This window comes from Caballeronia sp. AZ10_KS36, assembly GCF_023631105.1.
GTDB lineage: Bacteria > Pseudomonadota > Gammaproteobacteria > Burkholderiales > Burkholderiaceae > Caballeronia.
The window spans coordinates 51,213-73,179 of the sequence record NZ_JALQDQ010000025.1 but is presented as its reverse complement, the minus strand read 5'-3'; the positions used below and the strand labels follow the sequence as shown (position 1 = coordinate 73,179).

The following is a 21,967-nucleotide window of genomic DNA, read 5'->3' as shown; positions in this document are numbered from 1 at the left end:
CTGCCGCCTGCCATCGGATTAACCGACATCAGGAAGGCTCATGCAAAAAGCCCTCGCAGGCCAGATTGCGCTCGTGACCGGCGGCAGTTCCGGTATCGGCGCGGGCGTCGCGAAGGCGCTGGCGGACGCCGGCGCGCACGTCGCCATCAACTATCACTCGCACGCGGAGCCGGCTGAGAAGCTCGCCGACGAGGTCGCCGCGCTCGGCGGCGAGGCGTTCGCCGTCGGCGCGGACGTTTCAGACGAGAAGGCCGTCGACGCCATGTTCGACGCCGTCGTGAAGCGCTACGGCACCGTGGATATCGTCGTCGCGAATTCGGGATTGCAGCAGGACGCAAAGTTCGTCGACATGACGCTCGACGAGTGGCGCAAGGTCATCGACACGAATCTGACCGGGCAATTCCTGACGGCGCAACGCGCGGTGCGCGAGTTCGTGCGGCGCGGACCGCGGCCGGTGTCGAAGGCGCTCGGCAAGATTATCTGCATGAGTTCCGTGCACGAAGTGATTCCGTGGGCGGGACATGTGAACTACGCTTCGTCCAAGGGCGGCATCCAGATGCTGATGAAGTCGCTCGCGCAGGAAGTCGCGCCGCAGCGCATCCGCGTCAATTCCATCGCGCCGGGCGCGATCCGCACGCCGATCAACGAGGACGCGTGGGATTCGAAGGAGGCGCTCGACCGGCTGCTGACGCTCGTGCCGTACGGACGGATCGGCGAGGTCGAGGATATCGGCCGCGCCGCCGTCTGGCTCGCGTCCGACGACAGCGATTACGTCGTCGGCACGACGCTTTTCGTCGATGGCGGCATGACGCTGTATCCCGGTTTCGCCGACAACGGCTGATTCGCCTATGAACTCTGTGAAAGTGGACGTCGCCGTGATCGGCGCGGGCACGGCCGGCATGGCCGCGTTTCGCTCGGCGCGCGATGCGGGCGCGAAGGCGGTGCTGATCGAAAGCGGCGAACTGGGGACGACCTGCGCGCGCGTCGGCTGCATGCCGTCGAAGCTGCTGCTCGCCGCCGCCAACGGTTTGCACGACGCGCGTGCGCTCGCGGCGCGCGGCATTGAAGGCACGCATGCGCTCGATGCGGACTCGGTGCGCGTCATGGACTACGTGCGCCGCGAGCGCGATCATTTCGTACGCGGCGTGATCGAGGAAACGGAAGCGTTTCCGGACGGCTCCGTTCTGCGCGGACAGGCGCGCTTCGAAGCGCCGGGGCGGCTTCTCGTCGGCGACCGCACGCGGATCGACGCGAAAAGCGTCGTCATCGCGACGGGCGCGGCGGCGAGCGTGCCCGACGAGCTCAAAGTCTTCGGCGACACGCTCATCACGAGCGACCATCTCTTCGAACTGCGCACGCTGCCCAGGCGCATGGCCGTGTTCGGCACCGGGCCGCTTTCGCTCGAACTGGGACAGGCGCTCGCGAGACTCTCGGTGGAAGTGTTCATGTTCGGCAACAACGGCAGCGTGGCGGCGCTCTCCGACACGCCCGTGCGCGACGCGCTCACGGCTGCGCTCGCCGACGAGTTTTATCTCGATTCGGACGCCGACATCGAACAGATGTCTTTAGAAGACGGCCGGCCCACGCTGCGCTTCAAAACGCGCGACGGCGCCACGCGCACCGAGCAGTTCGACCTCGTGCTCGCCGCCACGGGCCGCGCGCCGAATCTGAAGCCGCTCCTGCTGGAACACGCCCGCATCGAACTGAACGAGAAGGGCGTGCCGCGCTTCGACGAATCCACGATGCAGTGCGGCGACAGCGCGATCTTCATCGCCGGCGACTGCGACGGCACGCGTCCGTGGCTTCAGGATGCCGCCGACGAAGGCAAGCTCGCCGGCGAGAACGCCGCGCGTTTCCCCGACGTGCAGCCGGTGAAGCGCAAGATTCCGTTCTCGATCGTGTTCTGCGAGCCGCAGGTGGTGATCGTCGGCGCGTCGTACGAATCGCTCGACAAGCAGATGACGGTCACGGGCGCGGTGTCGTTCGAAACGCAGGGACGCAGCCGCGTCATGCGCCAGAACCGCGGCCTGCTGCACGTCTATGCCGACGCGAAAACCGGCCGGCTGCGCGGCGCGCAAGGCTGCGGGCCGGCGCTGGAGCACGTCGGCCATCTGCTCGCATGGGCGATCCAGCTCGAACTGACGCTCGACGACGCGCTGAAGCTGCCGTTCTATCACCCGGTCGTCGAGGAAGGCTTGCGCACGGCGCTGCGCGACGCAAGCGAGAAGTGGTACGCCGAACGCGCCGCCAAGCCGCCGAACTTGACCAGCGCGGCGGGCTGCTAGTACGACGCGCTTCGGAAAAAGACAAAGGCCGGCTGTCGAACAGCCGGCCTTTGCTTTGTGACGACTAAAACTGCGCCGCGAATCAGCTTCCGCTCAACCCATATTGCAGCGCAAGGTCGAAGCCGAGCACGACCATCGAGCAGAACAGTCCGAGCAGCAGATTCGCCAGCCGGTGGCCGACATCCTTATGGCGCGTCAGCACGGCACCCGCGAGGAACGCGATTTCCACGATGACCTGCATGGCGAACACGGCGATCATCAACGCGAACTCGTAGCCCATCGCATTGAAGTTCATGAAGTTGAAGCCGTTCACCGCGACCCAGGATCCCACTCGCCAGGCTTCGTATGCCAAAAGCAGCAACGGAAAGAAATAGCTGGCTACGTAAGTCGGCATCGTGGCATGCCGGAGTTCCATATTCAAATGACGTGTAACTTGCATCGCGTGCTCCTCATCTGATCGCCCGAAAGACCGGGCTCGTCGCCTGCATCGGAGGCGCGCGCGACACCGTTTCTCCTGGTGTGGAACTGAACGGCACACGCGCGTCGTGCTTCCAGAATAGGACATTTTTTTGGAAAGCGAATCATCGTAATCCCGATGACTCCGCCCAGTAAGCCACAGCGCGAAGCATTGTGCAGTGCAACTGAATAAAGCAGTTATTCCGGCAAACGCATTCGGCACGCACGTGCGTGCCGAACTGAATCACTCGCGCTTCCCGTATAGCCTGATAATGCCCGAAAAATCGAGCCCGCCGAGACCTTGCTGACTCATCGATTGATAGAGTTGCTGCGCGATTGCGCCCATGAAAACCGGCTGCTTTGCGCCGCGCGCCGCATCGACGGCAAGACCGAGATCCTTCAGCATCAGGTCGGCGCCGAAGCCGCCGCTATAACCGCGCGATGCAGGCGCTGTCTCGACGATACCCGGATAGGGATTACACGTATCCGAACTCCAGCAGCGCCCCGTCGACGTGTTGATGATCGCGGCCAGCTTCGAAGGATCGATGCCCAGCGTCTCCCCGAGCTTCATCGCTTCGGCAACGCCGATCATCGAAATGCCGAGCAGGAGGTTGTTGCAGATCTTCGCGATCTGTCCGGTGCCCGTCTCGCCGCAGCGCACCATATTCTTGCCCATGCCCGAGAGCACCGGCCGCAGCGTTTCGAAGAGCGCCTCGTCCGCGCCGACCATGAAGGTCAGCGTGCCCGCCTGCGCGCCGACCACGCCGCCCGAGACCGGCGCATCCGCGAAGGGATTGCCGTGCGCCGCCGCTGCTTCTCCGATGACCTTCGCGGTGGCCGGATCGATCGTGCTGCTGTCGATGAGCGGGACGCCCGCGCTCACGCCTGCCAGCACGCCGTCGTCGTTCAGATAGACGGCTTTGACGTGCGGCGCAGCGGGCAGCATCGTGATGACGACTTCCGCGCCTTCGGCCGCAGAGCGCGGCGAATTGGCGAGCGTCGCGCCCGCCGCCTTGGCCGCGTCGAGCGCGGACGGCGACAGATCGAAGGCCGTCACCGCGTGCCCCGCCTTCAGCAGATTCGCGGCCATCGGGCCGCCCATGTGGCCCAGTCCGATAAAACCGATTCGCATTGCGTGTCTCCTTGTCGCTATCGGAGCGAAATGGTCGTGTTGACGCCGTCGTTCACGGTGGCGTCGTCGAACCAGCGCGCCGTGACCGTCTTCGTCTGCGTATAGAACTGCACGACCTGCTTGCCGTACGGCCCGAGATCGCCGAGCTTGGAGCCGCGCGAACCCGTGAAGCTGAACGACGGCACCGGCACCGGAATCGGAATGTTGATGCCCACTTGTCCGATGTCGATCTCGCTCTGGAACTTGCGCGCCGCCGCGCCGCTCTGCGTGAAGAGACCGACGCCGTTGCCCATCGGATTGCGGTTGACGAGCGCGATGGCGTCGTCGAGCGTCGCTGCTTCGAGCACGCACAGCACCGGCCCGAAAATCTCCGTCTGGTAGATGGCCATGTCGGTCGTCACGTCCGAGAAAATGGTCGGGCCGATGAAGTTGCCGTTCTCGTAGCCGGTCACGGTGATATCGCGGCCGTCGAGCGCGAGCGTCGCGCCCTCTTCCACGCCCTTTGCGATCAGGCCGAGGATCCGCTCCTTCGCCGCGCGCGAGACCACGGGCCCCAAGTCCGCGCCCGGCTCCGTGCCCGCGTTCACCTTCAGCGACCGCGCGCGTTCGACGAGATCCGGCAGCCAGTCCTTCGACGCGCCCACGAGCACGACCACCGACGTCGCCATGCAACGCTGCCCCGCCGCGCCGAAACCCGCGCCGGCCAGCGCGTTGAGCGTCTGCTCCTTGTTCGCGTCCGGCAGCACGACGGCGTGATTCTTCGCGCCCATCATCGACTGGACGCGCTTGCCGTGCTGGCTCGCGAGGTTGTAGACGTGCGTGCCGACCGCCGTCGAGCCGACGAACGACACCGCCTTGATATCCGGATGCGTGCAGAGCGCATCGACGACATCCTTGCCGCCATGGACGACGTTGAGCACGCCCGGCGGCACGCCCGCTTCCATCGCCAGTTCGACCAGTTCCATCGTCGAAAGCGGGTCCTGTTCGGACGGCTTCAGCACGAAGGTGTTGCCGCAGACAATCGCCATCGGGAACATCCAGAGCGGGATCATCGCGGGAAAATTGAACGGCGTGATGCCGGCGCAGACGCCGATCGGCTGGCGCAGCGTGTACGTGTCGACGCCGCCCGCGACGTTCTCCGCGAACTCGCCCATTTGCAGCGTGCCGATGCCGCACGCGTGCTCCACCACTTCGAGACCGCGGAAGATGTCGCCTTCCGCGTCCGCGAGCGTCTTGCCCTGCTCGGCGGTCAGCGTCTGCGCGATGCGCTTCATGTTCTGGCGAATCAGGTCCTGAAAGCGAAGCATGAGCCGCATGCGCGTGCCGAGCGGCGTCGTGCGCCACGTTTCGAACGCCTTCTGCGCGGCGGCGACGGCGGCGTTCACCTCGTCCGCCGTCGCGAACGGCACGCGGCCGACGACTTCCTGCGTCGCCGGATTGACGATGTCCCGCCATTCGCCCGTTTTCGATTCGACGAACGCGCCGTCGATCAGCAGTTTGGCGGTACGCACGGACGCGCCGGGGCGCGCACCCTGCGCCGGATGTTCAGCAACGATATTCACGGATGACTCCTCGATTGGAACAGTGCGGAGAAAGGAGCGAAGACGCGCGGGCGTGACGCGGGAAGAGCGTCGGGGGAAAAGGCATGTCGTCTCCGTTATAGGTCTCGGCCCGCTATTCGGCAGGCTCGTGCCTTTGAGTATAGTTATGCAAAAGTCCGCCCTGGCACTGGAAAAACACCCGACCGATATGCAAAAAGGCCCGAAGTTCGACGCCGCGAAACTGAACTGGGACGACCTGCGTTATTTCCTCGAAGTGGCGCGCACGCAGCGCGCGAGCGGCGCGGCCAAGCGCCTGGGCGTCGATTACACGACGGTCGCGCGGCGCGTGCGCGCGCTCGAAGACGCGCTCGGCACGCTGCTCTTCGACAAATCGCGCAGCGGCGGCTTCGTGCTGACCGCCGAGGGCCAGCGCCTGCTCGGCTTCGTCGACGCGATGGAAACCACGGTGCAGTCCGCCGCCGAGCAGATCGCTAACACGGGGCACGCGCTGTCGGGTCACGTGCGCGTCGGGTCGACGGAAGGCTTCGGCTGCTTCTTTCTCGCGCCACATCTCGCCCGGTTTCAGGACGCGCATCCGAACATCTCCATCGACCTGTTGCCGGTGCCGCACTTCGTGAGCCTCTCGAAGCGCGAGGCGGATATCGCGGTGACGCTCGAACGCCCCGAGCAAGGGCAGTACGTCTACACCAAGCTCTGCGACTATCGGCTGAAGCTCTACGCGACGCCCGGCTATCTCGACGCCCATGCGCCGATTCGCGCGAAAGACGATCTGCGCGATCACCGCTTCGCGAGCTATATCGACGACCTCGCGTTCAGTCACGAACTGCTGTATCTGGAGCGCGCGGTGCCCGGCGCGGTGTCGCGCTGGCGCAGCACGAGCGCGATCGCGCAGTACCACGCCGCGTTGCAGGGACGCGCGCTCGCCATTCTGCCGTGCTTCATGGCGTCGCCCGACGCGCGGCTCGTGCCCGTGCTACCTGAAGAAATCGTCGTGACGCGCGCCTTCTTCCTGTCGTGTCGCGAAGACTTGCGCCGGTTGAGGCGCATCACCGCCGTTTGGGACTACTTGCGCGCGGCCGCCGAGCTGAACCACGCGTTCCTCATGGGGGACGCGCCCGAGATCGCCTGGGTAGACATCAAGTCATCCTGACGATACTTTCGCGACACGTTCAACCTTTTTGACGTTGTTGGCGCGCGCAAGTGGTTTAATGGCCGCTTTCCGGCGATGCGTCCACGCATCGCAACCGGCGTCATCCGCCGGGTTCGTATTAATTTGATTCGCCATCCCGACGAACTGTCGGCGCGCCGGGCCATCGTGCGGCATCATCGCCGGCCCCGCTTTATCGCGTCGTCCGTCGCGGCGTTGCTATCTCCGTGAATCGATTGAGCTTTCTCCTAATTCAACCTAGTCCGGACGCGCGCGCCGGCTCACTGCCCGCCGTTCGCTGATGTCGTTCGTCATCTGGTCAAGACGCTCCGTGTCGAGCCAGCGCGTGCGCTTCGTCGAAGCGCGCACGGCCCGCACCATCGCTGTCATCGGGCTGATTGCGCTTCTGATCGCCGCGCTCGCGCTCGGCATCGCCATCGGCACGACGTTCGCGCGCAGTCATCTCGGCGAGGAGCAGGCGTTCGTGTCGCGCCGCTCCTACGAGATCGAGCAGCTCGGGCGCATCGACGCCGACATCGGCGCGCTCGTCCCGCGCGTCGCGGCGCTCGCGGCCCAAGTCGGCGAGTTGCGCGATTTCGATAACCGGCTGAAGGCCGCGCCCGGCGCGGGCACGGCGGCCGGCGTCCACGACGTGCCGCCGCTGCCCGACAGCGAAGGCGCCGCCAGCGCGCTCGACGGCGCGGGCGGTCCCGAACTGCCGCCGCGTCTTTGCAACGCGGAGCGCGCTCACGACGGCACGCCGTCAGAGCGCCTCAAGAACGCGCAGAAGGTCATCGGCTGCCTGAGCGACACGCTCTCGCAGTTGCAAGGCCAGGCGATCGCGCATTACACCGCGTACATGGCGTTTCCCGGCCGCGATCCCGCGCCCGGCTCGCGCTTCGGCTCGCCGTACGGCAACCGCATCGATCCGTTCACCGGACATGTGAGCTTTCATCCGGGACTCGATCTCGTCGCGCCGACCGGCACGCCGATTCTCGCGAGCGCGGGCGGGCGCGTCATTCAGGCGGGCGAGCGCAACGGCTACGGTAACGCGGTGGATATCCGCCACGGCAACGGCACGGTGACGCGCTACGGCCACGCGTCGCGCATTCTCGTGACCGAAGGCCAGTTCGTGATGCCGGGCGACGAGATCGCAGAAGTCGGCTCGACGGGCCGCTCGACCGGGCCGCATCTGCACTTCGAAGTGATCGTGGGCGGCGCGCAGCTCAATCCGAAGCCTTATCTCATGCTCTTCAGGCAGAAACCCAATGCGCAAGGCTGATTCGAAGCGGGTCTCGCTGAAGCTGACCCAACGCTCCTATGCGCTCACGCCCAAGCGCAGCACCGCGTATGTCCCCGGCGTGATCGCGGCGATCTGCGCGATCGGCGCGCTCGTCGCGGCCGGCTATGCGCTCAAGACCTCGCACGAACAGGCGCGCAAGCTCGACGTGCTCTGCGCGCCGCCCGTGTCCGAGCAAAAGCTGCGCGAAGAACTGGCGCATGCGCAGTTCGCGCTGGAACAGCAGACGGCAGCGCGCGCCGCGCTCGAACAGCGCGCCATGCAAAGCGCCGCGCAGATCGAGCGGCTGCAAACCGACCTCGCCTTTTTGAAAAAGCAACGCTGATTCATCCGACCGACCGAGCACGCAATGACGCGTGATCGCGAAGCCACCTTTACCGCATCGCAAGGAACCGCCATGTTTTCATCGAAGAAAGATTCGCAAGGCGTCAAGCCGGCCAAGCTCTCCACCCTGATCGCGCAGAACGTCCATATTTCGGGCGACCTCGAATTCAGCGAAGGCCTGCGCATGGACGGTCAGGTGACGGGCAACGTCACCGGCCGCGCCGGCGACGAATCGCTGCTCGTCGTGAGCGATCAGGGCGCGATTCACGGCAACGTCAGCGCCTACGACGTCATCATCAACGGCCGCGTGGTCGGCGACGTAATGGTCGCGCATTTCGTCGAACTCCAGTCGAATGCGCACGTGCACGGCAACATCTACTATCAGAAGCTGCGCATGGACGTCGGCGCGACGGTCGAAGGCAAGCTGACCAAGCTCGACGCGATGCAGTCGAACGTCGCCGCGCTGCCCGCCGCGGAAGTCGTGCCGCAGCTCGACTACACGGCAAGCTGAGCGCCGCTCGCGCGTGCAAATACAGGGCGCGTGGCGCGTCGCGATCCGCTAAGATTTCCACGATGAAGTCCGCGCGCCCGCGCCTGTCGTGCATTCCGCAAAAGGCGCGTGCCTGATTACATCGACATAACAAGGGCGCCCCATGCTGGTCAATTGCGCGGCTTATCAGAACGGCCGAAAGCTCGCAGACGTACAAATCGACGACATCAATACGTACCGGGACCTGCCCGACTCGTTCATCTGGGTCGCGTTGAAGGAGCCCGGTCCGGGCGAGCTCGCGCACATGGCGCATCAGTTCGGCCTGCATGAACTGGCCGTCGAGGACGCGCAACACGGGCATCAGCGGCCCAAGATCGAGGAGTACGGCGATTCGCTTTTCGCGGTGTTCCATACCGTCGAATTCGACGAGGAAGGCGAACTGCTCGTCGGCGAGATCAACGTCTTCGTCGGGCGCAACTACGTGATCTCCGTGCGCAACCGCACTACGCAAGGGTTTCAGGAAGTGCGCAAACGCTGCGAGCGCGAACCGCAGTTGCTCAAGCACGGCCCGGCGTTCGTGATGTACGCGCTGCTCGATGCCGTCGTCGATCGCTATTTCCCTGTGCTGGAAGCGCTCGGCAATGCCCTCGACGAAGTGGAAGAGCGCATCTTCGAGCGCAACGGCTCGGCGGCGTCGCGCGAGATCATCGAAGACCTGTATTCGCTCAAGCGCCGCATGACGCTCATGCAGCATCACACGGCGCCGCTGCTCGAAGCCGTGAGCAAGCTCTACGGCGGGCGGCCGCCGGGCGTATGCGCGGGCATGCAGGAATATTTCCGCGACGTCTACGACCACCTGCTGCGCATCGTGAAGACGATCGAAGGCCGCCGGGAAATGATCGTGACGGCCATTCAGGTGAACCTGGGCCTGATCGCGCTGGCGGAAAGCGAAGTGACGAAGCGCCTCGGCTCGTTCGCCGCCCTTTTCGCGGTGCCGACGATGATCGCCGGCATTTACGGCATGAACTTCCACCGGATACCGGAGCTGGACTGGACGTATGGCTATCCGGCGTGCCTCGGCGCGATGTTGCTCGTCGATATCGTGCTGTACTGGCGCTTCAAGAAGGCAGGTTGGTTATAATACGGGTTCGATGCGAAGTCATCGCAAGAAATCAGCACCATTCGCCGGGCATCGCGCAAGGAACTTTTGCGCGGTTTCCTCTGTCTAAACGGATTCTGTCGCGACGCAGCCTCAGTGCTTGGTCAGTAGCTTGTCTCAGTAGCTTGTATTTCGGCTTTCTGACCGCACCTGCCAGTCACAGCAGACCCATTCACCGCATCACACCGCACGTCGGCACTCGCGGCATCGCCCTGAATCTCGGTCGAAGCCTCGCAGGGAGCCGGCGTCGCCGTCCCGGTCATGCCGGCCAGGGCTTGCCGCTCGAAGGCGAGTTCCGTCGTTCCGGCCTATGCCGTCAAGCTCGCCACGAGCCTGAAAGCAAGACGCGGCGCGTTCGTCGTTCGAGCGCGCCGGCTCACGCCCGACTTCGCTTCCGACGCGTTGCAGCGGCGATGCGCTCTGCGCACCGTCGCCCGCCGACACTCGCGAATGCCGTTGCGTGGCGTCGAGCGGCGCGGCACCCACTATTACTTGAACAGGAGCTCAAATGGCGAAAGAAGAACTCATCGAACTCGACGGTATCGTTGACGAAGTGCTTCCCGACAGCCGCTATCGCGTGACGCTGGACAACGGCGTCGTCGTCGGCGCTTATGCCTCGGGCCGCATGCGCAAGAACCACATTCGCATTCTGGCCGGCGACCGCGTGACGCTGGAAATGTCGGTGTACGACATGACGAAGGGCCGCATCAACTTCCGTCACAAAGACGAACGCGCAAGCGGCGGCGGCGCAGCCCGCGCGCCGATGCGCCGCCGTTGAATCAGCCGTATCACGCTACACCACGCGCCGACAAGAGCGCGTTGATTCCCACCGCGAAGCCGTCCTCGTCGTTCGTCGACGAGACGAGGCTCGCGCGTCGTTGCACCGCCTCCGACGCCTGTCCCATCGCAATCGACGTCCCCGCAATGTCGAACATCGCGATATCGTTGCTCATGTCGCCGAGCACGGCCACGCGCTCGAGCGGCACGTTGCGGCGCTTCGCCAGTTCGCGCACCGCGTCGCCCTTATTGGCGAGCAAATGCGTGATGTCGAGGTAATAGCTCTGCGAGCGCGCCGCGTTCGCGCGCCCTTCGAACTGTGTCTGCAACTGCGCTTCGACGCGCTCGAGCAGCGGCGCGTCCGCCGTCGAACCGACGATCTTGTCGACGGCATCCAGATCCACATCGTCGAAACGCTGCACGAGCACGCCGTCATAGCCGACCGTGCGCCGTTCGCGCGGCACGTACGCGCCATCGGGATTGGTCAGATACCACACGTCGCCAACGAACACCCACGCATCCACGCCCGCGGACGCGAGCGCCTCGAGCGACGTCTGCACGGCATCGCGCGGCAGCTTGTGCGCGGCGAGCACTTCCCACGTGCCCGGCTGAACGAGATTGCCGCCGTTATACGACGCATACGGCATGTCGACGCCGAGCGTCTCCACGATATAACGCATGCCCGCGCCCGGCCGGCTGCTCGCGACGGTGAACTCGACGCCCGCTTGCCGCAGACGCCGCACCGCGTCCTTCGCGGGTTCGCTGATCGACTTGTCGGTGTGAAGCAGCGTGCCGTCGCAGTCCGAGACGACGAGCTGCACGTGCGCGAGCGCCTCGAACGCGGCGGCGGCGTCGCCGCTTATGCTGTGCAAACCGAATTGGCCATTGGCATTCATGAAGGCGCTCCTTCGCGCTGATTGAAGTCGGAGAGTTGGCGAGTCTCGCGAACCGAACGCGGATGCCACAGCTTCGCGCCGCCCTCGATGCCCGCCGCGTTCGATACGACCGCCACGTTCGGCGGCAACTCGAAGTTCAGATGCGTGGCGTTGCCCCCGCCGATCCACAGCTTGTCGAAATTGACGAGCGTGTCGAGGATGCCGAGCACCTTCTCGACGCGGCGGTTCCAGCGCTTGTTGCCGGCTTTCTCGCGCGCCGCGTTGCCGATGTATTCGTCGTAGGTTCGGCTTTTCGACACCGGATGATGCGCGAGTTCCAGATGCGGCATGAGTTCGCCGTCGCGAAAGAGCGCGGTGCCCGCGCCCGTGCCGAGCGTCAGCACGAACTCCAGGCCGCGACCTTCGATAGCCGCGAGTCCTTGCATTTCGGCATCGTTGATCATGCGCGCCGGCATGCCGCCGAGACGCTGGGAGATCATGTCCGCAAGCGGCACGCGCCGCCAGTATTCGTTGCCGAGATTCGGCGCGGTCAGCACGACGTTATCGCGCACCACGCCGGGAAAGCCGATCGAAATGTGCGTCGGCGGCTCAGCGAGAATCGGCTGCACGAGCGCGACGAGCGTATCGACGACCACGTCGGGCATCGCGGGCTTGGGCGTCGGCACGCGCACGCGCTCGCTTTTCATCTCGCCGTCTTCGGACAGCACCGCGGCCTTGAGCCCTGTCCCGCCGATGTCGATGGCGAGAATGCGGTCCGCCTTCACCGTCCCCTTCGCGGTGCTCGCGCGCTTTCTTTGCTTCGTTCGGGTTTCCGTGCTCACGCTTGTCATCGTTGTTATCCAGAAATCAGTTCTTCTTGAGTGTGTCGGTCAGCGGACGCCACGCGCGGCCGTCTTCGGCGAGCAGACGGTCGGCTTCTTCCGGCCCGGCGCTGCCCGCCGCGTAGCCATGCACAGGCAGGTCGCTCTGCGGATGCAGCACGCGTTCCACCGCCGCCCACGCCGTCTCGATGCTGTCCGCGCGCTGAAACAGCGTTTCGTCGCCGAGCATGCAGTCGTAGAGCAGCGTTTCATAACCGACGTTCGCGCGCTCGGCGAAGAAGTCGCCGTAATCGAACGCCGAGCGCACTGCGCCCATCTGCATCACCGGGCCCGGCACCTTGACGTTGAAGTCGAAGCTCGTGCCGTGCGCCGGGTCGATACGCAGCGTGTAGACGTTCGGCGTCAGCTCGTCGACGGGCGTGTCGCGGAACAACCGGAACGGAACCGCCTTCAGTTGCACCGATATCTCCGTGCGGCGCTCCGTCAGCCGCTTGCCGGTGCGCAGATAGAACGGCACGCCGGCCCAGCGCCAGTTTTCGATGAAGACGCGCGCCGCCGCATACGTTTCGGTGCGGCTGTCCTTTGCGACGCCCGGCTCTTCGCGATAGCCCGGTCCCGCCGCGCCGGCCTCATATTGCCCGAACACCACGTCGCGCGCCGTAAGCGGCTTCATCGCGTCGAAAACTTCGGCCTTCTTGTCGCGCACGGCTTCGGCGTCGAAGGAATTCGGCGGTTCCATCGCCACCATGCCGAGCAGCTGGAACAGATGGTTCGGCACCATGTCGCGGAACGCGCCGGTCTGCTCGTAAAAGCTGCCGCGCCCTTCCACGCCGATGGTCTCCGACGCCGTGATCTGCACGTGATCGATGTATTCGCGCCGCCAGACCGGCTCGAACATGGCGTTCGCGAAACGCACGGCCAGAATGCTCTGCACCGTGTCCTTGCCGAGAAAATGGTCGATGCGATAAATCTGCGATTCCTTCGCATACGCGAGGATGCAGCGGTTGAGCGCCTGCGCCGAAGCGAGGTCGGTGCCGAACGGCTTTTCGATGACGAGCCGCCTGAAGGCGCCGTCTTGCTCCTCCAGAAGCCCGGCGCGCCCGAGATGTTCCACGATCGGCGCAAAGAACCGCGCGCTCACGGCGAGATAGAAGACGACATTGCGGCTCTTCATCTCGGTGAGACGCGCTTCGAGCCGCGCGAAGGTCTCTTCGTCGTCGAACTCGCCCGCGAAGTATTCGAGCTTGTTCGCGACGCGATTCCACGCGTCTTCGTTCAGCTTCGACGTATGGAAGGTGCTGGCCTTGTCGGCGGCGAACTTGCGCAGCGACTCGGTGAGCTCGTCGCGCCACGCGGAGGTCTCGCGCTCGCCGTGATTCACGCCGATGATCTGCATGTCGTCGTCGAGCAGACCGTCGGCGGAGAGGTTGTAGAGCGCGGGCATCAGAAGCCGCCGCGTGAGATCGCCGCCCGCGCCGAAGATCACGAGCGTGCACGCAGGCGCGCGGCGCTTCGCTGCGGGCGACGCTGAAGACGGTTTCGAAGCACTTGCCTGATTGCTATTGTCTGCATCGTTCGGCATGACGTGGGTGTCCTCATCCGTTGAGCGAAAATGGAAAGACCTTCTGCGACGCGGCACAGTTCAATCGCGCATCGCTTCTTACGGCGCCCGCTTCGTTCGTAGGCTATCTGTAATTTTCGGCTTCGCGTGTCGTAGAATGCTTGCGCGACTTCGCAGCACGAGGCCAACATCGACATGACTTCACTCGACACGCTCATCGACCTGCCCGCCTACTTCGCACGCATCGGCTTTGGCGGCGGCGAGCGGCCCGCGCCCACGCTCGACACGCTGCGCGCGCTGCATCTGCTGCATCCTCAGGCGATACCGTTCGAGAATCTCGACGTGCTGCTCGGCCGTCCAGTCCGGATCGATCTTGCTTCGATTCAACGCAAGCTGATTACGAACGGGCGCGGCGGTTACTGCTACGAACACAATCTGCTTTTCCGCAGCGTACTCGAAGCACTGGGTTTTCGCGTGAAAAGCTACGCGGGCCGCGTGCTGTGGGGCCGCGATCCGTCGGTCATGCCGCCGCGCTCGCACATGCTGCTCGTCGTGGAACTGGACGAAGGCGCGTTCGTCGCGGATGTCGGTTTCGGCGGCATGACGCTTTCCGCGCCGCTCGCGCTGCAAGGCGGTCTGGAGCAGATCACGCCGCATGGCGCGTTCAGGCTGCAACGCATCGACTGGGACGCGGGTCTGCCGAACTATCGGATGGAAGCGCTCATCGACGGAACGTGGACGGCCATCTACCGCTTCGACTTCGATCCGCAATACGACATCGACTACGAGATGTCGAACTACTTCGTCTCCACGTATCCGCAGTCGATCTTCGTGCATCACCTCCTTGCTGCGCGGCTTGCGCCGGGACGCCGCTACGGGCTCTTCGACCAGCGCCTGTCGCTGCACGACGAACGCGACGGCACCACGCATCGCGAACTGGTCGGCGTCGATGCGCTTCGGCGCGTGTTGAGCGAGGATCTCGGCATTCGTCTGCCCGATGCGGACGGCTCCATCGCTTCGTCCGATCTCGACGCAGCGCTCGCGCGCCTCGCGCAGTCCGATCCCGCCTGACGCATCGCGCCGATGTTCAAGAGCAATAAAACGCGCGGCAGCCGCGAATTCCACACGCATCATCGCAGCGCCATGCTCGCGCAACGGCTGCCCGCGTGGCGCTCTAGGTTCGTGCTGGCGGGCGTCACCGCCGCGTTCCTCGCGCTCGCCGGGCGCGCGCTGTGGGTGCAGGTGGTCGATCACGCGTTCTATATCGGCGAAGGACAGAAGCGCTACCAGCGAACGCTCGCGCTCGACGCCACGCGCGGGCGCATCGTCGACAGAAACGGCGCGATGCTCGCGGTCAGCCTCGCCACGTACGAAGTCTGGGCGAGCCCAAAGCGTTTCGACGCCGCCCGCGCCGACGACATCGCCAAGCTGCTCGACTTTCCGGCGAGCGAACTCACCCGCCGCATCGGCACGGATCGCAGCTTCGTGCTGCTCAAGCGCCAGGTGGATGCAGAAACGGCCGAGCGCATCGCGGAAATCGGTCGCGCGGGCATCACCCTCGTCCCGGACACCAAACGCTTCTATCCCGAAGGCGAATCGGCGGCGCATGTCGTCGGCTTCACGGACAACGAGGATCGCGGTCAGGAAGGCGTGGAGCTCGCCGCCGACGCGCGCCTCGCCGGTTCGGCCGGGCAGCGCGAAGTCATCCGCGACCGGCTCGGCCGCGTGGTATCGCAGATCGGCGAAACGGAGATGCCGCAGAACGGCGAAACCATCCACTTGACGATCGACCGGCGTATCCAGCAACTCGCGCATTCGCAACTCAAGGCGGCCGTCGCGAAGCATCGGGCGCGCGCGGGCAGCGTCGTCGTGCTCGACGCGAAGAACGGCGAAGTGCTGGCGCTCGCCAATTACCCGAGCTTCGATCCCAACGACCGCCGCCGTCTCACGGGCGAGCAGCTTCGCAACCGCGCGCTCACGGATACGTTCGAGCCGGGCTCGACGATCAAGCCGCTCGTGGCCGCGCTCGCCATCGACCTGGGTCACGTGCGGCCGGACACGCGCATCGACACAAACCCCGGCACGCTTAAGATCGGGCCGAACGTGATTCACGACACGTCGAATCACGGCGTCATCACGGTGTCGGAGGCGGTGCAAATGTCGAGCAACGTGGCGCTGACGCAGCTCGCGCTGAAGATTCCCGCGCGGACCATCTGGGACAAGTACCGCGAATACGGCATCGGGCAGGCGCCGGAACTGACGTTCCCCGGCGCGGCCACGGGACGGCTGCGCGCGCCGGAACGCTGGAAGCCGATCGAACAGGCCACGATGGCTTACGGCTACGGCCTGTCGCTGTCGCTCCTGCAGATCGCGCAGATCTACACGGCGTATGCCGGCGACGGGCGCTTTCACGCAGCGACGCTGATCCACGGCGAAACGCGCCCCCCGGGCACGCCGGTCGTGCGGCCCGCGACGGCCGCCGCCGTGCGCCACATGCTCGAAGCGGCCACAGGATCGGACGGCACCGGACGCGCCGCCGCGGTCGAGGGCTATCGCGTGGGCGGCAAGACGGGCACCGCGCGCAAGCAAATTGGGCGGTCGTATGCGGCGAACAAGTATCGCGCGTCGTTCGTCGGCATCGCGCCGATGAGCGATCCGCGCGTGATCGTCGCCGTGATGATCGACGAGCCATCCGGCGGCGCGTACTACGGCGGGACCGTCGCGGGGCCGGTGTTCTCGGGCATCGTCGGAGGGACTTTGCCGCTTCTGGGCGTGCCGCCCGACGCATGAGCGAGGCGCTACCCTTAGACGTGCGGGCGCGGAGGTTGCTCCGTCCGACACTGCGCCGGACTGTAAAGACGCTGTGCTCTAATGGAGCGTTCGATTGCCCACCCTCAAACCGGGAAGATCATGAAGAAACTCGCTGCGGCCCTCGCGCTGCCCCTTCTCATCGCCGCTTGCGGCCGCTTTCATAACGAAGACGCCGGCCAGCCGGAAGTCGAAGCCGCATCGACGCACAACGAGGTTGCGAGCATCGTCCAGTGCATTACCGACGAAGCGAAGAAGCACAACGCCACCTATAAGCAGACGGCGATTCCGCAAGGCACCATGCTCGAATTCGGCGACTCGAACGTCGTCAAGGTCCGCTACGACAACGGCGAGACCACCTACCGCTTCTACCCCGGCGAGCGCCACGTGTCGAACATGTGGATCGAAGGCGCGGGCAAGAAGTGCGCGCCGTGAGCGGACGGGCTTAGCATCATGCGCTCGACCCGGGCCATCAGCGCCGTAGAACGGCTCAAGACACGCAGCGGCAATCCGCATTACGCGGCCGTGAGCATGCCGGGCGGCTACTTCTATCTGGTAGAACGCGCAGCAGAAGGCTCGAAGAAGCTGTGCGACCCGTTGCCGATGGACGACTTCATCGCGTTCGTCAACGCACGCGAACCCGCGAAACCGCGCAAGGTCAGCAAGCTCGACGAAGCGCTCGAAGCGCAGATCGGGCGCAGCGGCAAGCGCGCGGAAAAGCCTTCTTCCGACGACGCGGACTAGATTCGCCGCCCGCCCCTGCACGCTCGGCGTGGCGCGGCGCAGCATCGAAAAACGCGCCAGCCCTTGATCAATGTGCGATGACAGACGGAGGCAACAGGCCCCCGTTGCGTACATTTTTGTCAACGGTCGTACCGTTGGCAGCCGCGAAGCAAGACCGCGGATCACGCCTGCCGGTCACGCCCGAACAATTTTAGAAAATGAGCAAGGGCCGCCCGCGACGTTTCAATAGAAAACGCGCGGGTGAACGGGGTGCCCGTGCGATGGGAGACGCGAGACAGCGTCACGCCGCGCGGCTGAGAGGAAGACCAACAATGAAGAAGAAAAGCGAGACCAAGGGCAGTCTGCTGCCCTCGGCGATGGCGGACGTCGAGTTGCAGCACATCGAACGCGCGGTGGCGCAGCTTCGCACGATGAAGAGCCAGTCGTCCGGAACGCTCAACGTCGAATACTGGCGCGAGCGGCTTGCGGCCGTCGTCAGCGGTTATGCGCTCGTGCCCGCGCAGAAGCAGCGCATCGAGGCGCTGCGCGCGGCGCTCGATGCCGTCCACATCCATCCGCGCGACGGCGGCAGCCGCAAAAGGTCGACCAACAGGCTTTGGGCGAAAGCGGCCTGACCGCCGCTTTCGCCACTCGCGCCACGTGCGCGACGCTCATCGCCCGTACGGTCCGGCCGGCGGGCGCTCAGGCTCGCCAGCGAGGGGTTCGGGCCGACATGGCGGAGGCGCTCTCAGGCATCGTTCGTGCTCGGCTCTTGGCTCACGAACTGCATGGAGACCTCATGTCCGCATCCCGCAAACGAATCGCCGCCACGCTGCTCGCGGGCCTCGCCGCCGCAACGAGCCTGTGCGCGAGCGCGCAGATCACGAAACCGGAAGGCTCGGATCAGCAGGAGAACCGCACGTCCGATTCGACTGCGCGGGCCAATCCGTCCGGCGTCGCCGTGCATGAGACGCAGAAGCCGCAGTCGAAGGACGCGGCGGGCGCATCGCGTGGGAAGACCGTCGGCAAGGAACACTCGACGAACGGCGCCGGCGGCTTCAACAACGGGTTGTACGGCACGGGCGCGGGCAACAACAAGTAGCGCGCGCCGCGCCGTACTTCCGCTTAGTCCGCTTAGTCGGCGTTCTGCGGCGTGCCGTTGATTTCCGGCGCGATGGCGGCGTGATTGACGATCGCCACGAGCGACACGCCGCCGAGAATATTTCCGATGAGCGTCGGCACGAGGAACACGAAGAAGTAGTCGGAGATGCTGGCCGCGCCCGACATGACCGCATACGCCGCTTCGACGGAGCCCGCGATCACGTGCGAGAGCTTCGCGACCGCCACGGTGTACGTGACGAGCAGAATCGTGAGCAGACGCGCCGATTTCGCGCTCGGCAGCAACCAGACCATCAGCGCGATCAGCCAGCCCGCGAACAACGCCCGCGCCACCGTCACGCCGAAGCTGCCGGAAAACGGCGCCTTCGCGACCTTGGCGAGCGCCTCGGTCACCTCCGGCGAGAACACGCCGGGAAGTTGCAGCAGACTCGCGAAGATCGCCGTCCCGATCAGATTGAACACGAGCACGATGATCCACAGGCGCAAGGTCTTGGCGACCGTCTTCATGTCGCGGCGCGTGAGGACGGGCAGCACCGCCGTCAGCGTGCTTTCCGTGAAGAGCTGCTGCCGCCCCAGAATGACGATGACGAAGCCGATGGTATAGCCCAGGCTCGTGAAGAGGTGGCTCGACTTCGACTCGGGCATCGCGCTTTCCAGTATCGACTGCACGAGAAACGAAAAGCCCATCGACAGGCCGGCGGCGAGCGCGGACCACATCAGCGCGGCGAAGGTGCGCTCCATCGCGGCCTCGCCTTCTTCCCGCACGATTTCGTGGATGACGAGCGCGTGCGGCGTGGAATGCTGGGCCGCCTGTTCGCGTTGTGCATCGTCGAGATTCGGTGATTCCGCGCCTGCGGAACCCTCGCGCGAGTTGTCCTGCGTATCTGCCATGGTTGTGTTCTCCCTGAGAGCCGTTCGATGCCGAAGCCGATGAACGGCAGGCGCTGATGGACAGCAGAAACGATGCCCGCATCAGGAAAACGAAAGCTGGCGCGGAGGGCGAACGTCGAAGCTAGCGCGCGATGCCCGAGTCGAGCGCGTCGTCGGCGGCATCGTAGCCGCGCCACTTGTAGAGCAGCGCCGAGGCCAGCCAGCACGCGGCGAAGAGGCCGATGACCGCATAGCCGAGCGCGCCGAAGTGGTCCGAGAGACGCGCGGCGACATCCCACAGGCCGCCCTTGAGTTGCAGGCGATCCGCGAGCAGGCCGAGCGCCTCGACGCTGCCGACGAACACCGCGATCACGACGGAGGCCAGCGTCACCGTGAGGTTGTAGTAGAGCTTGCGCACCGGCTTCATGAATGCCCAGCCGTACGCGCCGACCATCAGCAGGCTATCGGCGGTATCGATCAGGGACATGCCGGCTGCGAACAGCAGCGGGAACACGAGGATCGACCATACCGGCATGCCGCGCGCCGCTTCGGACGCGGCAATGCCCATCAGCCCGATCTCGGTTGCCGTATCGAAGCCGAGGCCGAACAGAAAGCCGAGCGGATACATGTGCCAGCTCTTGCCGATCAGCGCGAAGAGGGGCCGCGCGATGCGCGAGAGCGGGCCGCCTGCGACGACGAGCAGGTCGGCATCGTCGTCGTTCGGCGCGTCGCCGCGGCGCGCGCGCCGGCATGCGCGCCACACGCCGCGCAGCACGACCAGATTCATCGCGGCGATGGCGAACAGAAAAAACGCGGAGACCGACGTGCCGATCAGCGCGCCGATTTCGCGGAACGCCGCAAAGCGCGCCTGCACGGCGAGCGCGGTGGCGGCGATAAGCGCGGTCGCAATCATCACGACGGTCGAATGTCCGAGCGAGAAGAAGACGCCCACGGAGAGCGGGCGCTCGCCGTGCTGCATCAGCTTGCGCGTGACGTTGTCGATGGCGGCGATGTGATCGGCATCGACCGCATGGCGAAGCCCCAGCGAATACGCGAGCAGCGACGTGCCCATGAGCAGCGGATAGTGACGAAACGCGATCAGCGCCCAGAGCCACGCGAGCACGTTGAACGCGATGAGTCCGGCGAAAAGACGCGCGGTGCGGGCGGAATGGGTGGGTCGGGTCATAGGGGCGCGTGGCGGCGAAGAACCGGGGACAGCATCAGAGAATACCTTGCTTCGGCTTGCAGCCAATAATCGCGTGCGGGCACGCGGCCGTGCCGCGGACGTGCATTGATTCGTAGTGCTATTGATTCTTTGAAAAAGAGCACGAAAAGACCGCCCCAATTCGCGCTGCGCGAAAAACATAGGCGTATTCGTTCGTTGGGCTTGCGGCGGCACGCGGCTAACATGGCCCTTCGCCATTCAGAGCCCGCCATGCCACGCTATCTCGACGACGCCCAACGCGATGCAATTCAGAATCGGCGCGCGTCGTGGCGCTGGCGCAGCGAATGGCCGACGTGGCTCGTCATCGTCGCGGTGTACGGCGGCTGGTTCGGCGTCGCGGCGAGTGCGCGCACGCTCGGACTGCCGCTCGCGCTCGGGCTGCTCGCGGTGCTGTCGTGCTGGTACATGTCCCTACAGCACGAGCTGTTGCACGGGCATCCGACGCGCTGGCCGCTCGTCAACATGCTCTTCGGACTGGCGCCGCTCGCCGTGTGGTTCCCGTATGCGGTCTATCGCGCGTCGCATCTGCGTCATCACGACGATGCGCATCTGACCGTGCCCGGCCGCGATCCCGAAAGCTACTACGTGACGCCAGAGCAGTGGGCGAACGCGGGCGTCGTATTGCGTGGCGCGATCGCTGCGCGGAACACGTTCGTGGGCCGCGTGCTGATCGGGCCGTGGTTCGCGATCGCCGCGTCGTGGCGGGAAGCGGCGCAGGCCATTGTCGATCGCGACTGGCGGATCGTCGCGAGCTGGCTCGCGCATGTCGCCGCGCTCGTGGCGCTCGCGTGGTGGCTCGATACTCGATGCGGCGTGCCGTGGCGCGCGTTCGCAGGCGTCGGCTATGCGGCGCTAGCGCTTGCTTCGGTGCGTTCGTTCCACGAGCATCGCGCGGCCAGCGCGGAGCGTGAGCGAACGGTCATCAACGAGGCCGCGTGGCCGTGGCGGCTGCTTTTTCTGAACAACAACTTCCACGCGGTGCATCACGACTTGCCGGGCGTGCCGTGGTTTGCGCTGGCTGCCATCTATCGCGAGCGGCGCGACGCGTATCGCGCGAGCAATGGCGGCTTCGTCGTCGAAGGATACGGCGAGTGGTTCCGGCTGTATGCGTTCGCGCGGGCGGTCGCGCCGGTGCATCCGTTCGCGGGCTCGGGCGAGGACGCAGCAGTGCGAACGTTCGGGCATGCGGACGGCGCAAAGGCGGCTTCGGGCGGCTTGTGACGCAGAATCGGCCGGTTCGTTCGTCCGTTACGGCAGCCGGGACGCCGCAAGACGCGTCGCTGCGATTACCGCTACCATGCGACATCCCCCG

At 65.4% G+C, this 21,967-nt stretch carries 23 protein-coding genes; 15 read left to right on the top strand and 8 right to left on the bottom strand.

Features of this window, described 5'->3' with window-relative positions:
- The first annotated feature begins 40 nt into the window (after positions 1–40).
- Entirely contained in the window at positions 41–841 is an 801-nt protein-coding gene (locus tag NCR35_RS15745) for an SDR family oxidoreductase (RefSeq protein WP_250535079.1), read from the top strand.
- A gap of 7 nt (positions 842–848) precedes the next feature.
- Entirely contained in the window at positions 849–2,285 is a 1,437-nt protein-coding gene (locus tag NCR35_RS15740) for a dihydrolipoyl dehydrogenase (RefSeq protein ID WP_250535078.1), read from the top strand.
- An 82-nt stretch (positions 2,286–2,367) separates the two neighbouring features.
- On the opposite strand, the gene NCR35_RS15735 is transcribed toward NCR35_RS15740, so the two are convergent.
- The 3 genes from NCR35_RS15735 to NCR35_RS15725 all read right to left on the bottom strand — a co-directional run bounded on the left by NCR35_RS15735 (position 2,368) and on the right by NCR35_RS15725 (position 5,435).
- A complete protein-coding gene (locus tag NCR35_RS15735) occupies positions 2,368–2,679 on the bottom strand; it encodes a hypothetical protein (protein WP_350029207.1) in 312 nt (103 codons plus the stop codon).
- Positions 2,680–2,985: 306 nt separating this feature from the next.
- The gene (mmsB, locus tag NCR35_RS15730) at positions 2,986–3,873 is read right to left on the bottom strand and encodes a 3-hydroxyisobutyrate dehydrogenase (protein ID WP_250535077.1); all 888 of its coding nucleotides are present in this window, start codon (positions 3,871–3,873) and stop codon (positions 2,986–2,988) included.
- A gap of 17 nt (positions 3,874–3,890) precedes the next feature.
- A complete protein-coding gene (locus NCR35_RS15725; RefSeq protein ID WP_250535076.1) occupies positions 3,891–5,435 on the bottom strand; it encodes a CoA-acylating methylmalonate-semialdehyde dehydrogenase in 1,545 nt (514 codons plus the stop codon).
- A 187-nt stretch (positions 5,436–5,622) separates the two neighbouring features.
- Here NCR35_RS15725 and NCR35_RS15720 point away from each other — a divergent pair, with 187 nt between their 5' ends.
- The 6 genes from NCR35_RS15720 to infA all read left to right on the top strand — a co-directional run bounded on the left by NCR35_RS15720 (position 5,623) and on the right by infA (position 10,633).
- On the top strand, positions 5,623–6,585 hold the full coding sequence (locus NCR35_RS15720) for a LysR family transcriptional regulator (RefSeq protein WP_250535443.1): 963 nt from the start codon (positions 5,623–5,625) through the stop codon (positions 6,583–6,585).
- A 298-nt stretch (positions 6,586–6,883) separates the two neighbouring features.
- Entirely contained in the window at positions 6,884–7,864 is a 981-nt protein-coding gene (locus NCR35_RS15715; protein WP_250535075.1) for a M23 family metallopeptidase, read from the top strand.
- A complete protein-coding gene (locus NCR35_RS15710; protein WP_250535074.1) occupies positions 7,851–8,207 on the top strand; it encodes a hypothetical protein in 357 nt (118 codons plus the stop codon). Before NCR35_RS15715 ends, NCR35_RS15710 begins: the two co-directional genes overlap by 14 nt.
- 72 nt (positions 8,208–8,279) lie before the next feature.
- A complete protein-coding gene (locus NCR35_RS15705; RefSeq protein ID WP_244849350.1) occupies positions 8,280–8,717 on the top strand; it encodes a bactofilin family protein in 438 nt (145 codons plus the stop codon).
- A gap of 142 nt (positions 8,718–8,859) precedes the next feature.
- On the top strand, positions 8,860–9,837 hold the full coding sequence (gene corA / locus NCR35_RS15700) for a magnesium/cobalt transporter CorA (protein WP_244849351.1): 978 nt from the start codon (positions 8,860–8,862) through the stop codon (positions 9,835–9,837).
- Positions 9,838–10,363: 526 nt separating this feature from the next.
- Entirely contained in the window at positions 10,364–10,633 is a 270-nt protein-coding gene (gene infA, locus NCR35_RS15695) for a translation initiation factor IF-1 (protein WP_175941889.1), read from the top strand.
- A 10-nt stretch (positions 10,634–10,643) separates the two neighbouring features.
- Here the strand turns inward: infA and NCR35_RS15690 are convergent, their stop codons facing one another.
- Genes NCR35_RS15690 through zwf form a run of 3 tightly spaced genes read right to left on the bottom strand, consistent with a single transcriptional unit; the run spans position 10,644 to position 13,931 of the window.
- On the bottom strand, positions 10,644–11,528 hold the full coding sequence (locus tag NCR35_RS15690) for an HAD family hydrolase (protein WP_250535073.1): 885 nt from the start codon (positions 11,526–11,528) through the stop codon (positions 10,644–10,646).
- Positions 11,525–12,358 (bottom strand): ROK family protein, encoded by an 834-nt coding sequence (locus NCR35_RS15685; RefSeq protein WP_284503070.1) that lies wholly within the window; start codon positions 12,356–12,358, stop codon positions 11,525–11,527. Before NCR35_RS15685 ends, NCR35_RS15690 begins: the two co-directional genes overlap by 4 nt.
- Before the next feature lie 16 nt (positions 12,359–12,374).
- Entirely contained in the window at positions 12,375–13,931 is a 1,557-nt protein-coding gene (gene zwf, locus NCR35_RS15680) for a glucose-6-phosphate dehydrogenase (protein WP_250535072.1), read from the bottom strand.
- A 174-nt stretch (positions 13,932–14,105) separates the two neighbouring features.
- Between zwf and NCR35_RS15675 the strand changes: the two genes are divergently transcribed.
- From NCR35_RS15675 to NCR35_RS15650, 6 genes are all read left to right on the top strand, one after another.
- Positions 14,106–14,981, top strand: coding sequence for an arylamine N-acetyltransferase family protein (locus NCR35_RS15675; RefSeq protein ID WP_250535071.1), 876 nt, complete (start codon positions 14,106–14,108; stop codon positions 14,979–14,981).
- 12 nt (positions 14,982–14,993) lie between these two features.
- On the top strand, positions 14,994–16,700 hold the full coding sequence (locus tag NCR35_RS15670; RefSeq protein WP_250535070.1) for a peptidoglycan D,D-transpeptidase FtsI family protein: 1,707 nt from the start codon (positions 14,994–14,996) through the stop codon (positions 16,698–16,700).
- Positions 16,701–16,820: 120 nt separating this feature from the next.
- Positions 16,821–17,153 carry a hypothetical protein gene (locus NCR35_RS15665; RefSeq protein ID WP_175941900.1) on the top strand — a complete coding sequence of 111 codons (333 nt, stop codon included), beginning with the start codon at positions 16,821–16,823 and terminating at the stop codon, positions 17,151–17,153.
- Positions 17,154–17,171: 18 nt separating this feature from the next.
- The gene (locus tag NCR35_RS15660; RefSeq protein ID WP_206468493.1) at positions 17,172–17,462 is read left to right on the top strand and encodes a hypothetical protein; all 291 of its coding nucleotides are present in this window, start codon (positions 17,172–17,174) and stop codon (positions 17,460–17,462) included.
- Positions 17,463–17,773: 311 nt separating this feature from the next.
- The gene (locus tag NCR35_RS15655; RefSeq protein ID WP_244849358.1) at positions 17,774–18,076 is read left to right on the top strand and encodes a hypothetical protein; all 303 of its coding nucleotides are present in this window, start codon (positions 17,774–17,776) and stop codon (positions 18,074–18,076) included.
- Positions 18,077–18,240: 164 nt separating this feature from the next.
- Positions 18,241–18,543 carry a beta-xylosidase gene (locus NCR35_RS15650; RefSeq protein ID WP_250535069.1) on the top strand — a complete coding sequence of 101 codons (303 nt, stop codon included), beginning with the start codon at positions 18,241–18,243 and terminating at the stop codon, positions 18,541–18,543.
- 32 nt (positions 18,544–18,575) lie between these two features.
- Here the strand turns inward: NCR35_RS15650 and NCR35_RS15645 are convergent, their stop codons facing one another.
- Positions 18,576–19,451 (bottom strand): formate/nitrite transporter family protein, encoded by an 876-nt coding sequence (locus NCR35_RS15645; protein WP_250535068.1) that lies wholly within the window; start codon positions 19,449–19,451, stop codon positions 18,576–18,578.
- A 121-nt stretch (positions 19,452–19,572) separates the two neighbouring features.
- Entirely contained in the window at positions 19,573–20,616 is a 1,044-nt protein-coding gene (locus NCR35_RS15640) for a HoxN/HupN/NixA family nickel/cobalt transporter (protein WP_250535067.1), read from the bottom strand.
- A 249-nt stretch (positions 20,617–20,865) separates the two neighbouring features.
- On the opposite strand from NCR35_RS15640, the gene NCR35_RS15635 reads away from it, so the two are divergent.
- Entirely contained in the window at positions 20,866–21,876 is a 1,011-nt protein-coding gene (locus NCR35_RS15635; RefSeq protein WP_250535066.1) for a fatty acid desaturase, read from the top strand.
- The last annotated feature ends 91 nt before the right edge of the window (positions 21,877–21,967 follow it).